This window comes from Solwaraspora sp. WMMA2080, from assembly GCF_027497395.1.
In the GTDB taxonomy this organism is placed as follows: Bacteria; Actinomycetota; Actinomycetes; order Mycobacteriales; family Micromonosporaceae; genus Micromonospora_E.
On the sequence record NZ_CP114910.1, the window covers coordinates 283,769 to 299,084 of the forward strand.

The 15,316-nt window shown below is 71.5% G+C and carries 13 protein-coding genes and 1 pseudogene; 5 read left to right on the top strand and 9 right to left on the bottom strand.

Annotation, left to right across the window (positions count from 1 at the left end; translation table 11 throughout):
* Position 1: 1 nt before the first annotated feature.
* A complete protein-coding gene (locus tag O7543_RS01305; protein ID WP_281550573.1) occupies positions 2-1,828 on the bottom strand; it encodes a long-chain fatty acid--CoA ligase in 1,827 nt (608 codons plus the stop codon).
* 382 nt (positions 1,829-2,210) lie between these two features.
* Here O7543_RS01305 and O7543_RS01310 point away from each other — a divergent pair, with 382 nt between their 5' ends.
* Both O7543_RS01310 and O7543_RS01315 read left to right on the top strand, forming a co-directional pair.
* The gene (locus O7543_RS01310) at positions 2,211-3,425 is read left to right on the top strand and encodes a S8 family peptidase (RefSeq protein WP_281550572.1); all 1,215 of its coding nucleotides are present in this window, start codon (positions 2,211-2,213) and stop codon (positions 3,423-3,425) included.
* A gap of 266 nt (positions 3,426-3,691) precedes the next feature.
* The gene (locus O7543_RS01315; RefSeq protein ID WP_281550571.1) at positions 3,692-5,074 is read left to right on the top strand and encodes a S8 family peptidase; all 1,383 of its coding nucleotides are present in this window, start codon (positions 3,692-3,694) and stop codon (positions 5,072-5,074) included.
* Between the two features lie 85 nt (positions 5,075-5,159).
* Here O7543_RS01315 and O7543_RS01320 read toward each other — a convergent pair whose 3' ends face one another.
* From O7543_RS01320 to O7543_RS01335, 4 genes and pseudogenes are all read right to left on the bottom strand, one after another.
* Positions 5,160-5,450: a hypothetical protein gene (locus O7543_RS01320; RefSeq protein ID WP_281550570.1), complete on the bottom strand. Its 291-nt coding sequence runs from the start codon at positions 5,448-5,450 to the stop codon at positions 5,160-5,162.
* 106 nt (positions 5,451-5,556) lie between these two features.
* A pseudogene (locus O7543_RS01325) lies at positions 5,557-5,745 on the bottom strand (ATP-binding protein); the annotation flags it as partial.
* A 5-nt stretch (positions 5,746-5,750) separates the two neighbouring features.
* Positions 5,751-6,710, bottom strand: coding sequence for a terpene synthase family protein (locus O7543_RS01330; protein ID WP_281550569.1), 960 nt, complete (start codon positions 6,708-6,710; stop codon positions 5,751-5,753).
* 87 nt (positions 6,711-6,797) lie between these two features.
* On the bottom strand, positions 6,798-7,439 hold the full coding sequence (locus O7543_RS01335; RefSeq protein ID WP_281550568.1) for a TIGR03085 family metal-binding protein: 642 nt from the start codon (positions 7,437-7,439) through the stop codon (positions 6,798-6,800).
* Between the two features lie 176 nt (positions 7,440-7,615).
* Between O7543_RS01335 and O7543_RS01340 the strand changes: the two genes are divergently transcribed.
* Both O7543_RS01340 and O7543_RS01345 read left to right on the top strand, forming a co-directional pair.
* Complete coding sequence (locus O7543_RS01340; protein ID WP_281550567.1) at positions 7,616-9,562, top strand: ABC transporter ATP-binding protein; 1,947 nt, start codon at positions 7,616-7,618, stop codon at positions 9,560-9,562.
* 113 nt (positions 9,563-9,675) lie between these two features.
* Positions 9,676-11,409: an ABC transporter ATP-binding protein gene (locus O7543_RS01345; protein ID WP_281555625.1), complete on the top strand. Its 1,734-nt coding sequence runs from the start codon at positions 9,676-9,678 to the stop codon at positions 11,407-11,409.
* A 63-nt stretch (positions 11,410-11,472) separates the two neighbouring features.
* Here the strand turns inward: O7543_RS01345 and rpsD are convergent, their stop codons facing one another.
* Entirely contained in the window at positions 11,473-12,084 is a 612-nt protein-coding gene (gene rpsD / locus O7543_RS01350; RefSeq protein WP_281550566.1) for a 30S ribosomal protein S4, read from the bottom strand.
* Positions 12,085-12,157: 73 nt separating this feature from the next.
* Between rpsD and O7543_RS01355 the strand changes: the two genes are divergently transcribed.
* On the top strand, positions 12,158-12,907 hold the full coding sequence (locus tag O7543_RS01355; protein WP_281550565.1) for a DUF2470 domain-containing protein: 750 nt from the start codon (positions 12,158-12,160) through the stop codon (positions 12,905-12,907).
* A 15-nt stretch (positions 12,908-12,922) separates the two neighbouring features.
* Here O7543_RS01355 and O7543_RS01360 read toward each other — a convergent pair whose 3' ends face one another.
* Genes O7543_RS01360 through O7543_RS01370 form a run of 3 tightly spaced genes read right to left on the bottom strand, consistent with a single transcriptional unit; the run spans position 12,923 to position 15,068 of the window.
* The gene (locus tag O7543_RS01360; protein ID WP_281550564.1) at positions 12,923-13,549 is read right to left on the bottom strand and encodes a TetR family transcriptional regulator; all 627 of its coding nucleotides are present in this window, start codon (positions 13,547-13,549) and stop codon (positions 12,923-12,925) included.
* A 26-nt stretch (positions 13,550-13,575) separates the two neighbouring features.
* Positions 13,576-14,331 carry an ABC transporter permease gene (locus O7543_RS01365; protein WP_281550563.1) on the bottom strand — a complete coding sequence of 252 codons (756 nt, stop codon included), beginning with the start codon at positions 14,329-14,331 and terminating at the stop codon, positions 13,576-13,578.
* Entirely contained in the window at positions 14,328-15,068 is a 741-nt protein-coding gene (locus O7543_RS01370; RefSeq protein WP_281567307.1) for an ABC transporter ATP-binding protein, read from the bottom strand. Before O7543_RS01370 ends, O7543_RS01365 begins: the two co-directional genes overlap by 4 nt.
* Between the last annotated feature and the right edge of the window lie 248 nt (positions 15,069-15,316).

Sequence of the window (15,316 nt, forward strand, 5' to 3'; positions counted from 1 at the left end):
GTCAGATTTCGGCGAGCTGACCGGCGTACATCCGGTCGATCTCGGCGGCGAAGTTGTTCTCCACGATCCGGCGTTTGATCTTGAGCGACGGCGTCATCTCGCCGTCCTCGATGGTCAGATCCCGACTGAGGATAGCGAACTTCTTGATTGTCTCCCACCGGTTGAGCTTGGCGTTGAGTTCGGCGACGTAGCCCGCCACCAGAGTGTGCACCTCGGGCGAGGCGACGATCTCGGCGTACAGTCGGCCGGCCAGCGGTCCGTCGGCGGCCCATCCGGTGATGGCGTCCGGGTCCAGGGTGACCAGCATGGTGCAGTAGTTGCGGGCCTGGCCGATCACCACCGCCTGCGAGGTGTACGGACAGACCGCCTTGAACAGGCCCTCGATGTGCGACGGTGCCACGTACTTGCCACCGGACGTCTTGACCAGGTCCTTCTTGCGGTCGGTGATGGTCAGGAAGCCCTCGTCGTCGAGGTTGCCGATGTCGCCGGTGCGGAAGAACCCGTCGGCGGTGAACGCCTCGGCGGTCTCCGCCGGCAGGTTGTGGTAGCCACGCATCACCGGTGCGCCGCGCAGCAGCACCTCGCCGTCCTCGTCGATGCGGCACTCCAGGTCGCCCAGCGCCTGCCCGACGGTGCCGATCTTGATCTGGACCGGCCGGTTGACGAAGTTGGCCGCGCTCGCCTCGGTCAGCCCGTAGCCCTCGCAGATCGGCAGGTTGGCGGCGGCGAAGAACTCGGCGATGTCCGGGCTCAGCGGCGCCGAACCGGAGACCAGCGCGTTGATGTGCCCGCCGAGGCGGGCCTGGAGCTTGCTGAAGACCAGCTTCTCGGCGATCGCGTACTTGAGCTTCAGCCCACCCGACACCGGCCGGCCGGCCTGTTGCCGGGCGACCCGCTGGCGACCGACGCCGACCGCCCAGTCGAAGATTCGGGCCTTGGCGCCGCCGGCCTCCTGTGCTGTGGTGACCGCCTTGTTGTAGACCTTTTCGAAGATCCGCGGGGCGGCGCACATCAGCGTGGGCCGGACCACCGACAACATGTCGACCAGTTTGTCCACCCGGCCGTCCACGTAGGTCGGAAGTCCGACGTGGATGATGCTGCATAGCAGGGTCTTGCCGAACGAGTGCGACAGCGGCAGCCAGAGGTACTGCAGGTCGTCGGGGTTCATGATGCCCAGCTGGGACTGGGCGACAGCCTCCCAGCACCAGCCCCGGTGCAGCAGCTCGACGCCCTTGGGCCGCCCGGTGGTGCCGGAGGTGTAGATCAGGGTGGCCAGGTGCTCCGGCTCGATGGTGGTGGCGATCCGTTCGATCAGGCCGGGTTCCTCGGCGAGTGCCTGGGCGCCGCGTTCCTCCAGCTCGGCCAGGGTGAGCTGGGGGACCGTCGCGGCGGGGTCGGCTGCTCCGTCGATGAGCACCACGTGGGTCAGCGCGGGCAGGTCCGCGCCAACCATCTTGTCGGCCTGGGCGCGGTTCTCAGCGATCAGGATCTTCGAGCCGGAGTCGCCGACGATGAACGCCGCGTCGGCCGGCTCGGTGGTGGGGTAGACGGTGGTCGTCGCGCCGGCGGCGCACATGATGCCCAGATCGGCCAGCACCCATTCGATCCGGGTGTTGGCCAGGATGGCCACCCGGTCCTCGTTGCCGACGCCCAGCCCGTACAGGCCGGCGGCGATCGCCCTGGTCCGGCCGGCGACCTCGGCCCAGGTCATCCAGGTCAGGCCGGAGTCGCCGGGGGCCGGTCCGGCGATCGCGTTCCGGTCCGGCGTGGCAGCCACCCGCTGCAGAAACATGTCGGGAATCGACCGGTATGGGACGTCGAGAGCCATCGGGTCCGTCGCCTCCGCATATGTGATAGTGAGCGCCGTCACGTAAATTCTGTGTTACCGAACAGTAGTGCCAGGGTCGGCTTTCGGCTAGCCCCAAGCGTCGCCCAGCGCGGCAAACCCGGCCAGGTCTCGCGGTGCCGTTCCTCGTCAAGGGCTGGTTCGCCCGTGCCCGGCGGTGTCCGGCGGCGGTGCCCGGCTTCGGGGTCGGCGGCCCGGGCCGGCGCCGGGCACCGCAAACCATGCGTCGGCGGTATAGGGATATCGATATATAAACCTGCCTACGCTCCTGCATACGATCCCATCGATCGATATCCCGATCGCCCGCCCGCGACCGAGACGGCCACAAGCCGACGCGGGTGTCCGCATCCAGGAAGGAACAGGGATGACCGTTCTTCGTACCACCGGCCGCCGGCTGCTGCTGGCCGGCTGCGCCGCCGCCGTCGCCACCGCGCTGGTTGGCAACCCGGCGGCCGCCGCTCCGGCCGGGGAGATCAAGCTCGCCGGCGGGGCCACCGCGGTCGCGGGCAGCTACATCGTGGTGTTCACCGACGCCGCCGTCGCGGCCCGGAATGACGCGGCCCGCGCGGTCGCCGTCGCCGACCGGGCCGACAGCCTCGCCGGACAGTACGGCGGTGCCGTCAACCGTGTCTTCGGCGCCGCGGTCAACGGCTTCGAGGCGCGGCTGTCGCCGTCGGCCGCTCGCCGGCTCGCCGCGCACTCGTCCGTGGCGTACGTGGAGCAGAACCACACCGTGTCGCTCGCCGCGACCCAGAACAACCCGCCGTCCTGGGGTCTGGACCGCATCGACCAGCGCAACCGGCCGCTGAACAACGCCTACACCTACCCCACGACGGCAAGCAACGTCACCGCGTACATCATCGACACCGGCATCCGCACCACGCACAACGACTTCGGTGGGCGGGCCCGCGCCGGCTACGACGCGTTCGGCGGCACGTCGGCGGACTGCAACGGACACGGCACCCACGTCGCCGGTACGGTCGGCGGCAGCGCGTACGGGGTGGCCAAGGGCGTCCGGCTGGTCGCCGTTCGGGTGCTCAACTGTTCCGGCGGCGGCACCATCGCCGGGGTCGTCGCCGGGGTCAACTGGGTCACCGCCAACGCGGTGAAGCCGGCGGTGGCGAACATGAGCCTCGGCGGCGGGGCCAGCAGCACGCTGGACAGCGCGGTGGCGAACTCCATCTCCTCCGGCGTCAGCTACGCGGTGGCGGCCGGCAACTCGAACGCCAACGCCTGCAACTACTCGCCGGCCCGGGTCTCCAGCGCGATCACCGTCGGCGCCACCACCAGCAGCGACGCCCGCGCGTCGTACTCCAACTACGGCTCCTGCCTGGACATCTTCGCGCCGGGTTCGTCGATCACCGCACCGTGGTACAACAGCAACACCGCGACCAACACCATCAGCGGCACCTCGATGGCTTCCCCGCACGTGGCGGGTGCCGCCGCTCTGGTGCTCGGCCGGTTCCCCTCCTACAGCCCGTCCCAGGTGGCCAGCTACCTGGTCAGCAACGCCACCACCGGCGTCGTGTCCAATGCGGGCTCCGGCTCGCCGAACCGCCTGCTCTTCGTGGTCAACTGATCCGGTGATCAGCTGACCGATCCGACGAGTCGAGCAGTGCACGCGGCCCCCGGGCACCCCAGCGCCCGGGGGTCGCACCCGTTGCTACCGCCGAATGGTGACAGTGCTGAGGGTAGTCGTATGCATACTGCGAGTAGTATGACCGAAGAGATATAGGAAACTGTCAATCAGCTCCGACCTACGATCGGTCCGATCGGCATCGTCGATCGTTCATCTGTCCGCAGTGGGCGCTCCGCTGTGGATCAAAGATCGAAGGAAGGACGGAGATGACACCCTTGCGCACGCACGTCCGGCGGGCCCTGGTACTGGTCGTGGCGGCGGCCGTCGCCACCATCACGGTCACCCCGCCGGCCGCGGCCGCACCCACCGGCGAGATCCGCCAGGCGGGTGGCGCCACCGCGGTGACGGGCAGCTACATCGTCACGTTGAAGGCCAGCGCGGTGAGCGGCTCCCGCACCACGCGGACCGCCCGGATCGCGACCCGCGCCGCCGCCCTCGCCGGCACCTACGGTGGTGTGGTCAACCGGCTGTACGAGACCGCCTTCACCGGCTTCGAGATCAAACTCTCCGAGGCCGCCGCCCGTCGCCTGGCGGCGCACTCGTCCGTGGCGTACGTGGAACAGAACCACACCGTCTCGCTGGCGGGCACCCAGGTCAACCCGCCGTCCTGGGGTCTGGACCGGATCGACCAGCGTTACCTGCCGCTGGACCGCTCCTACACCTACCCGAACACCGGTTCGACGGTCACCGCGTACATCATCGACACCGGCATCCGGTTCGACCACACCGACCTCAGCCCCCGGGCCGTCCCCGGGTACGACGCGTTCGGCGGCACGTCGGCGGACTGCAACGGGCACGGCACCCACGTCGCCGGTACGGTCGGTGGCACCAGGTTCGGAGTGGCCAAGCAGGTCCGGCTGGTCGCCGTCCGGGTGCTCAACTGCTCCGGCAGCGGGACCGTCGCCGGGGTCCTCGCCGGCGTCAACTGGGTCACCACCAACGCCGCCGGCCGACCGGCGGTGGCGAACATGAGCCTCGGCGGCGGGGCCAGCGCCACGCTGGACAGCGCCGTGACCGCCTCGATCGCCTCCGGCGTCAGCTACGCGGTGGCGGCCGGCAACTCGAACGCCGACGCCTGCAACTTCTCGCCGGCCCGGGTGACCGCCGCGATGACCGTCGGGGCCACCGACCGCAACGACAACCGGGCACCGTACTCCAACTGGGGACGCTGCCTGGACCTGTTCGCGCCCGGATCGCAGATCACCTCGGCCTGGCACACCAGCCCGACCGCTACCAACACGATCAGCGGCACCTCGATGGCCGCCCCGCACGTGGCCGGCGCGGCCGCCATGGTGCTGCAGGCGTACCCGAACTACACCCCGGCGCAGGTGACCGCCTTCATCCTGCGGCTCGCCACGCCGAACGTGGTGGTCAACCCCGGGCCCGGCTCGCCGAACCTGCTGCTCTACGTGCTGTTCCGGAACATCATCACTCCGGTACCGACGCTGACCGTCAATCCGACCGTGATCCCGACCCTCACCCCACGCCCGACCTTCACCCCACGCCCGACGCTGACCCCACGCCCGACGTTGACTGCGGTGCCGACGCTGACCCAGCGTCCGCCGCTGCTGCCCGCACCGATCGGCTGATCCGTCCGGCCGCCGGGACGGGCGGCACCTCGTCCCGGCGGCCGGCCGACCGGCCCGGACCGCCACTCAGCGATCCCGGCGGTCGTCATCGTCGTCGCGGTCGACCTTGACGATGTCTCCAGTCACCCGATCGATGTCCAGGTCCCACTCGACGCCCGTCGGCTACGACCTCGACCTCCCAGATCGGCCGGCCGTCCGTGCCGGTACGCGGTACCGAAGTCGTTTCCTGTCCCGACTCGCTGGCGACCACAGCCGGGCTGGGTGACCCGGCACCGCCGGTCACGTCCTGGGCCGCCGCGCCGAGCGCGGTGCCCGCGACGGCGAGCGCGGCGACCGCACCCAGCCCGATCATCACGATCATCGGTCTGCTGGCCATCTCCAACCTCCTGTCGTCGTGGTACGACCAAAGGTTCGCCCGTCGCCGGATAGCGGCACGCTGCGTCGTCGACAAAGCGGGGTTGAACCGAACGGGCCGGGCTGGCTCAGCCGCCGGTGGGCGGCCCGAACCGCAGCGTCACCACCGCGCCGGGGGAGCCGTCGGCCAGCTCGAGCCGACCACCGCTGGCCTGCGCGGCCCGGCGGGCGATGTCCAGACCCAGACCGGTGGAGCCGGCCCCTGAGACGCCACGTAGGACCAGCCTGTGCGGCATGCCGGGGCCGTCGTCGGCGACGGCGGTCACCCGGGCTGGTACCGGCTGGAGTTCACCGACCAGTCGTAGGTGCCACGGATCCAGTTTCGTCGCGTCGCGACCAGGCGGGCCACCGACGGCGGCGCGTCGGTCAGCACCTCGGCCTGCAGCCGGAGGAACAGCGCGAGACCGTCGTTGAACCGTTCGGCGGCGGTGGCCAGAGCCGCCGCCGGACCGTGGCCGGTCTCGTGGGCGATCACGGTGGCCAGGTTGTGGGGATCCTGGCCATGTTCCTTGCCGTACGAGAACAGGTCGTTGCACCAGCAGACCAGATCCGCCGCCACAGTGTTCAGTCTGGCGAGCCTCGGGTCAACCCGGTGACGGGAATGCGGCAGTCCGCTTTCGGCGAGGTCGGTGAGCGCGAAACTGGGCAGTACCGCGCCGGCGTGCCGGCGCATCTGGATGTACTCGGCGACCGCCGGCACCCGGCCCTGCTGGCGGTTGCCGGCTTCCCAGAGCAGCGCGAAGAGGTACTGGTGCAGCGAAGCGGTGAACCGAAGCAGGACCCCGGGCCGGCCCAGCCGGCGGATCCGGTGGCACAGATCCTCGAGGGTCAGCGTCAGCGGCGACCGCTCGGCCGGATCGTCCGGGTCGGTCGGTGGCGTCGCACCGGGTCCGTCGAGTGCGCGCATCAACTGGCTGATCACCGGTGCGACCCGGCCCGGGTCGGTGCCGAGCCCGTCCTCGTCACACCGGTCGTCGAGGGCGAACAGCCAGGTGATCAGGTCACTGAGCAGCTGCACCCGGTCGATGTCCGCGTCGGGCGCGGCCCGGGCGGCCAGCTCGGCGGCGTTGGCGCGGTGCAGCCGGGCGACACGCTGCGGATCGGCGGTCAGCCCGTGCCGGTCCGCCCAGCTCGCCGATGCCCGGGCGAGCGTCGACCGGTACGGGCTGGCACGGGGCCGGAACGGTGGGGCGACCACGGACGTCGGTGCGAACGCGCGCATACGGCCTCCAGCCGGCCGCCCAGGGAAGGGAAGGCGTGCCGGTATGATCATCATCGCGGTCCGGGCGGGCCGCGACGAGGATCATCGCTAGAAGCCGAAGCGGGCGTTACGCAATCGTTCTTCGACCGGGGCGGCGCAGTCCATCTGGACCCGGGCCACCCGCTGCCGGCCGGTCAGGAAGAGCACCAGTTCCCCGGGTGGGGCGCTGATCGACACCTGGTCCCCGCCGGTCCCGGTCCCGGTCCCGGTCGCCACGTCGCCGTAGCCGTCGGCGACGACGGTGACCGTGCCGGGGAACCTGCGCAGCCGCAGCTTGGTCAGCGCCGAGACGCGCTTCCACAGTGCGGCCTGCTCGCCGGGCGGCAGGTCCCGGGTCTGCCAGTCCGGCTGGGCGCGGCGGACGTCCTCGTGATGGATGAAGAACTCCATCAGGTTGACCACCTCGTCGGTGATTCGGTTGCTCACCGGACTCCACGCCGGTGGCTGCCGGACCATCCGTACCAGGTCCGGGAAGGATCGGGCGGCCAGTTCGAGCCGGACCCGTTCGCTGTAGCCGCGCAGCAGCGGCAGCCAGATGCCCGCTGCCGCGTCGGGCCGCTGCTCCCGGACGATCAGGTGCGCGGCGAGATCCCGGGTGGTCCACCCGACGTTCACCGTAGGGGCATCCGGACCAACGGCAAGGAACAGGTCGGCCAGGGCATGACGTTCCATCTGTGCGAACCGCGCCATGACCCGATCCTAGGCGCGCGACGGACGTCGTGCCGAGCAAGTCGACGTTGCGGTACGGGGCCAGGTGCCGGCGCCGGGGGGCGTGCTGTGTCGGTGGCCACAGTCGTCGTACCCCGCTGGCATTGTGGGTCGGTAAGGACGAGATTTGATGATCAGGACTTACAGTCGGGGGTAGCGTGGCCAATCGAACAAGCCGTGACGTCCTGCTCCGCGGCCTGTGGGTGCTCGGCCAGGGCATCCGCGAGCAGCCAGGGCTGTTCACCGTCGGCGTCGGCGGCAGCGTCGTGTTCGGGCTGCTCACCATCGCCAGCGCGTACGTGGTCGGGGCGATCGTGGGAGAGGTGGTGGTCCCGTCGATCGAGTCCGGGCGGGTGGAGACCGGCCTGCTCGGAGCCGGCGCGGCGGCCCTGCTGGCGGTGAGCGTGGTCAAGGTGGTGGGCATCTTCGGCCGGCGGCTCGGCGCCGGCTTCATGCAGTACCGCCTGCAGGCCAGCTACCGCCGCCGGGTCACCCGTCGCTACCTCGACCTGCCGATGTCCTGGCACCAGCGGCACCCCACCGGCACCCTGCTGTCGAACGCGAACTCCGACGTCGAGGCGACCTGGTTCCCGGTCGCCCCGTTGCCGTTCGCCGTCGGCACGGTGGTGATGCTGGTCACGGCGATCGCCGCACTGTTCGCCACCGACTGGGTGCTCGCACTGGTCGGGCTGGCGGTGTTCCCGGCGCTGTTCGCCCTCAACGTGGTCTACTCCCGCCGGATGGCGCCCCGGCAGGTCCGGGCGCAGCAGTTGCGGGCTGAGGTCAGCGGGATCGCGCACGAGAGCTTCGACGGCGCCCTGGTGGTCAAGACCATGGGGCGGGAGGCCCAGGAGACTGCCCGGTTCGCCGGCCGGGCGGTCGAGCTGCGCGACGCGCTGATCTCCGTCGGCCGGCTGCGCGGGCTGTTCGACCCGTTGCTGGAGACCCTGCCCAGCCTCGGCACCCTCGCCGTACTGCTGGTCGGTGCCGCCCGGCTGCGGCAGGGCGCGGTGAGCGTGGCCGACCTGGTCAGCGTCGCGTTCCTGTTCACCGTGCTGGCCTTCCCGGTCCGGGCGATCGGCTGGGTGCTGGCCGAGCTGCCGCGCAGCGTCGCCGGATGGGACCGGGTGCGGCACGTGCTCACCGCCACCGGCGAGATGCCGTACGGCGACACCGAACTGCCCGCCGCCGCCACCCCGGCGAGTCTGGTCTTCGACCGGGTCTGGTTCAGCTACCGACCCCCGGTCGGCGAGCCCACCGCGCCGGCCCCGGCCGACCAGCCCGTCGACCGGACCGCGGTCACCGTGCCCGGCGCCGACGCCGCGCTGCCGCCGGTGCTGCGCGACGTCTCGTTCACCGTGCCCGCCGGGCGGACCGTGGCTCTGGTCGGGCCGACCGGAGCCGGTAAATCGACCATCGCCGCGTTGGCCGCCCGGCTGGTCGACCCCACCGCAGGCCGGGTCATGCTGGACGACGTCGAACTGCCCTGGCTGACCGCCGGCTCGCTGGCCCGCACGGTCTCCCTGGTCGCCCAGGTGCCGTTCGCCTTCGACGACACGGTCCGGGCGAACGTCACCCTGGACCGGCCAGGGCTGACCGACGAGGTGGCCTGGTCGGCGCTGCGGCTGGCCGAGGCGGACGGGTTCGTCGCGGCGCTCGACGACGGGTTGGACACCGTCGTCGGTGAGCGCGGCACCACACTCTCCGGCGGTCAGCGGCAGCGGCTCACCCTGGCCCGCGCGTTGGCCGGGCAGCCCCGGCTGCTGGTGCTCGACGACGCGACCAGCGCCGTCGACCCCCGGGTGGAGGCGGCGATCCTGGCCGCGCTGCGCAACTCCGAGATCGCCACGTCGATCCTGATCGTCGCGTACCGGCGGGCCACCATCGCCCTCGCCGACGAGGTGGTCTACCTCGACCAGGGCCGGGTGGTGGACCACGGCACGCATCAGCAGCTGCTGGCCCGCTGCCCCGGCTACAACGACCTGGTCACCGCGTATGAGCAGGCGGAAGCGGAGCGGGAGCGGACCCGGTCCGGCACCGGCACCGCCAGCGGCGACGGCGATCCCGGCGGTGGTCCGGCGCGGGCGGCGGAGGTGGTCGCGTGAGTGCGCCCACCGTCGACCGGTCCGACCGCGAGCGTCGAGGCGACCCCGTTGCCCCGTCGGGCGGGTCGGCCGCCGGCCCGCTGGCAGGCAGACCCGAGTCGACCTGGCAGACGATGCGTCGCGGGCTGGCGCTCTCCCCGGAGCTGCGGACCGGGCTGGCCGGCACCCTGCTGCTGGCGTTGGTGTCGATGATCGGCCGGGCCGCCATCCCGGTCGCGGTCCAGCAGGCCATCGACAACGGCCTGCGCGCGCCGGGCGGCCCCGATCTCGAAGTGGTGGGCACGATCGTCGCGGCCACCACCGCCGTGCTGGTCGTGACGACCATCTGCGGCTACTTCATGGTGCGCCGACTGTTCACGGTCAGCGAGACCGCGCTCGCCGCCGTGCGGACCCGTGCGTTCCGGCACGTGCACGACCTGTCCATGCTGCACCAGCAGTCCGAGCGGCGCGGTTCGCTGGTCAGCAGGGTCACCAGCGACGTCGACCAGATCACCCAGTTCCTGCAGTGGGGCGGGGTCATCCTGCTGATCAGCATGGGTCAGGTGGTGGTGACCGCTGCCGTGATGGCGGTCTACTCGTGGCAGCTGACCCTGGTGGTCCTCGCCGCCTTCGTTCCCGCGCTGCTGATCATCCGGGCGTTCCAGCGTCGGCTCGCGGCCGCGTACGGCGTGGTCCGTCAACGCACCGGCGCGCTGCTCGCCGCGGTCGCGGAGAGCGTGGTCGGTGCGGCGGTGATCCGGGCGTACGGCGTGTCCCGACGCACCGCCGGTCGGCTGGACGAGGCGATCGAAGGGCAGCGCCGCGCCCAGCAGCGTGCGCTGCGGACCAGCGTGGTCAGCTTCTCCACCGGGGAGATCGCCGCTGGCCTGGCATTGGCCGGGGTGGTGGTGGTCGGCGTCCGGATGGGGGTGGACGGCGGACTGACCGTCGGCCAGCTCACCGCGTTCCTGTTCCTGGTGACCCTGTTCATTCAGCCGGTCCAGATCGCCACCGAGGTGCTCAACGAGGCGCAGAACGCGATCGCCGGCTGGCGGCGGGTGCTCGACGTGCTGGACGTCGCTCCGGATGTGGCCGACCCGGGCGCCGACGGGGTGCACCTGCCCGGCGGGCCGCTGGACGTGCGGTTCGAGCAGGTCTGCTTCGCCTACCCGGGCGGGCCGCCGGTGCTCTCCGAGGTGGCCTTGGAGATCCCGGCGAAGACCCGGGTGGCGGTGGTAGGCGAGACCGGCAGCGGCAAGACGACCTTCGCGAAGCTGCTCACCAGGCTGATGGACCCGGTGTCCGGGCAGGTCAAGCTTTCCGGCGTACCGCTCGACCGGGTCCGGTTCGAGTCGCTGCGGTCCCGGGTGGTGATGGTTCCGCAGGACGGTTTCCTGTTCGACGCGACGGTCGCCGAGAACGTCCGGTTCGCCCGCCCGGAGCTCACCGACGGGCAGCTGACCGCCGCCTTCGCGGAGTTGGGGCTGGCCGACTGGGTGACGGGCCTGCCGGACGGGGTGCACACTGCGGTGGGTGAGCGGGGCGAGGCGCTCAGCGTCGGTGAGCGGCAACTGGTGGCGCTGGTCCGGGCCTACGTGGCGGATCCGGATCTGCTGGTGCTCGACGAGGCGACCAGCGCGGTGGACCCGGCGACCGAGGTACGGCTGCAGCGGACCCTGGAGGCGGTCACCCGGGGTCGCACCACGGTGGCGATCGCGCACCGGCTGTCCACCGCCCAGGCGGCCGACGAGGTGATCGTCATGGACCGTGGCCGGGTGGTACAGCGGGGCCCGCACGAGGAACTGCTCGCCGATCCGGAGTCGGTCTACGGTCGGCTCTTCGCCTCCTGGCTGGAGCAGACCCGGTGACCGCCGGCTCCGCGCCGAACCCGCCAGGCAGGCCACCGGGCCGGCAGGTACGGCGCCCTGGGGTCAGCGGGAGTAGAACTCGACGACCAGCTGCTCGTCGCAGATGATCGGCACCTCGCGGCGGGCGGGCTCGCGAATCAGGGTCGCGGTCAGTTCGGTGAGGCTGACCGACAGGTACGGCGCCCCCGGCCCGTCGCCGGCGTGCGCCCCGGCGGCGGCGATCTGGAACGGCGGTTTGGTCCGGCTGCGTTCCCGGACCTGGACCAGCTGACCCGGGCGCAGCCGGTACGACGGCCGGTCCACCTTGTGACCGTCCACGGTGAAGTGGCCGTGGGCGACGAGCTGCCGTGCCTGGTAGATGGTGCGGGCCAGGCCGGCCCGGTGCACGATCGCGTCGAGGCGTCGCTCCAGCAGCGTGACCAGAGCCTCGCCGGTCTTGCCGGTGCCGCGTACCGCGTCGTCGAACGCGCGCCGCAGTTGGGTCTCGTTGACGTTGTACTGGTGCCGTAGCCGCTGCTTTTCCAGCAGCCGCACCTGGTAGTCGGAGGGCTTGCGGCGGGCGCGGCCGTGCACGCCGGGCGGGTACGGCCGCCGCTCGAAGTACCGGGTGCACTTGCGGGTCAGCGGGATGCCGAGGGCGCGGGAGATGCGCGCCTTGGGTCGTGGGTGGTTCACGTGGACGTCTCCGGTTCAGTAGGTTAGCCTGCCCTCACTAAGGTGAGCCTAACTGATCTCGGAGGTCCGTGTCATGCAGCCCAGTCCCGCGGAGATCGCCCGGACGATGGCATCCGGCCGGCTGCCCGGCATGGCGCACGTCGCCTGCCGCCCCGGACCGCACGCCGTACGGCACGCGACCGACCCGATGGGGCGGATCCTGCTGCTCGCCGCCGGGTCCGATCTGCTCGACAGCGCGCTGCGACCCGTCGCCGGCACCGACGACACCGCCGTGGTGCTGGAGGTGGCCGACGTACCGCCGGTGGCCGGTTCGCCGACGCACGGCCGGGTCTGGGTGTCCGGCTGGGTCGGCCCACTCGACGGCGCCCCCGCCCGGATGGCCGCACTGGACTTCGCCGACGTGCACGCCTGCCCCGACCTGCTCGACATCGGCCGGGGGGCCACCATCTTCAGGATGGAGGTGGCCGAGGTCCGGCTGGAACGCTGTGGCGTCACGATCGACGTCGACCCGGACGAGTACGCCGCCGCCGAGCCCGACCCGATCGGCGCCGTCGAGTCGGAGCTGCTCGCCGACCTCGCCGACCACCACCGGGCCGAGATGACCGCGTTCATCCGCCGGCAGTTGCGCGACGCCGGTCACCGGTCATTGGCCGGGGATCCGCAGGTCGTCCGGATGGACCGGTACGGTTTCGTGGTCGCGCTCGGCCCGCACGGGCCGCGCGCCCGGTTGGCCTTCCCGGCCCCGGTCCGTGATCGCGCCGAACTCGCCCGCCTGCTGCACCCGGTGCTCTGCCGGCGCTGCGCCCCACCGGCCGCCGCCTGACGCGGGGCAGCAGACTCAGCCCGGCGTCGTCTCGGCCGCCCCGGCTGCTGTGGTCAGCGGCCCCGTCAGGTAGCGCTGGATCGTCGGACCGACCGCTGCGGCCACCTCATCGGCCACCATGGTGGACAGCGGTGCCAACCGCAGGATGTACCGGACCACCAGCAGACCGGCCATCTGCGAGGCGACCAGAGCGGACCGGATCGGCAGCTCCGCCGGTTCGATGTCGAGCTGGCCGAGCACTCGCCGGATGATCTGGGTGGTGACGAACTCGCGCATCAGCCGGGCGGTCCAGTCGTTGGTCAACGCCGACCGCAGCAGCGCCAGGGCCGCCACCCCGGCCGGCGAGTCCCAGACCCCCAGCACCAGCCGGACCAGCCGTTCGCCGACCTCGTCGGGCCCGCCGGCAAGCGCCTGCGGAAGCAGCTCACCCGGATCGACCGGCGCATCCATCGCGGCCAGGAACAGGTTGTCCTTGGTGCCGAAGTAGTGGTGTACCAGCGCCGGGTCGACACCGGCCGCCGCGGCGATCGCGCGCACCGACGCCTGGTCGAAGCCACGTTCGCCGAAGACCTGCCGGGCGGCGGTCAGGATCGCCTCGCGGGTGTCCGGGTTGCCCGGTCGTCGCCCGGTGCGTCGTGCCATCGGTACCGCTTCCTGTCGCGTCGGGTTCAGCCGCTGCGGCGGCGCAGCGTCGCGGCGGCGAGGACCAACGCGGCCACCACTGCCCCGGCGACCACGGTCAGGTCACGCCAGAGCGTCGCGGTCGGCTCCGGATGCGCCCCGACCTCGGTCAACGCCGACACGGCGTAGGACAGCGGCAGGACGTTGCTGATCGCCTCCAGCCAGCCGGCCATCTCGTCGCGGGCGACGAACAGCCCGCAGAGCAGCAGCTGTGGGATCACCACCACCGGCATGAACTGTACGGCCTGGAACTCAGTGCGGGCGAAGGCGCTGCACAGTAGGCCGAGCGCCACCCCGAGCAGCGCGTCGAGCACCGCGATCGCGATCACCAACGCCGGGCTGCCGGCGGTGGACAGGTCGAACAGCCAGTACGCCACAGCGCTGGCCAGGGTGGCCTGCACCGCCGCCGCGAGCCCGAACGCGATGCCGTAGCCGAACAGCAGGTCCAGCCGGCCCAGCGGGGTGGTGAGCAGCCGTTCCAGGGTGCCGCTGGTGCGTTCGCGCAGCATCGCGATGCTGGTCACCAGGAACATGATCACGAACGGGAAGACGCCGAGCATGATCAGCGCGACCCGGTCGAACAGCGCCGGCTGCCCGCCGGTGGCGGGCTGGTCGCCGTACATGTAGTAGAGCAGGGTCAACAGCAGCGCCGGTACGACGACCAGCAGCGCGACGGTACGCCGGTCGTGGCGCAGCTGGCGCAGCACGCGGCCGACCGTGACGGCCAGAATCCTCGGGTTCACCGGTCTGCTCCTCGGCTCGGGTCGGTGGTCTGATGGTCGCGGATCAGCCGCAGGAAGGCCTCGTCCAGGTCGTCGGTGCCGGCGGCGGCGCGGATCGCCGCCGGGGTGTCGTCGGCTATCAACCGACCGTCGCGGATCAGCAGCAGCCGGTCGCACCGGCCGGCCTCGTCCATCACGTGGCTGGAGACCAGCAGGGTGGTGCCGGCGGCGGCGAGGGCGTGGAACCGGGCCCACAGCTCGGCCCGCAGCACTGGGTCCTGGCCGACGGTCGGCTCGTCGAGCACGACGAGTTCCGGGCGGCCGACCAGCGCGCAGGCCAGCGAGGCGCGACTGCGTTGGCCGCCGGACAGGTCGGCCACCAACTGTCGGGCGGCTGCGGCGAGCCCGACGTCCGCCACGGCCTGGTCGGCGTCGGCCGCCGGCAGGCCGTACAGGGCGGCGAAGTACCGGGCGTTCTCCCGGACCGTGAGGTCGGCATAGACGCTCGGCGCCTGGGTGAGATATCCGACGGTACGCCGCAGCTGCGGTGCCCCGGCCGGTCGGCCGAACACCCGGACCTGTCCGGACCGGACAGTCTGCACGCCTACGACGGCCCGCATCAGCGTGCTCTTGCCACTACCGCTCGGACCGAGCAGTCCGGTGACGCTGCCGCTGCTGACGGTGCACGAGACGCCGTGCAGAACGCGGCGTCGGCCGCGGTCGACCACGAGGTCGGTGACCTCGACGACGGGGTCCATGGCTGCCTCCGAAGAAATTCATCATCTGATGAACTCAACGATAGTTGAATTACCTCGGCTGGTCCATGGGCGACGGCAGCCGCGGTGGTGGCCGGCGGTCGCGGTGGTGGCCGCCAGCGCCGTAGGGCTGCGATCCTGGACCGCGTGGAATCGTCAATGGAACGCACGGTGACTGTCAGCGAGGCCGCAGGGCGGGTCGGACTCACCGCGCACACAACCTCACCGTCCTGGACTACCAGATCGACGCC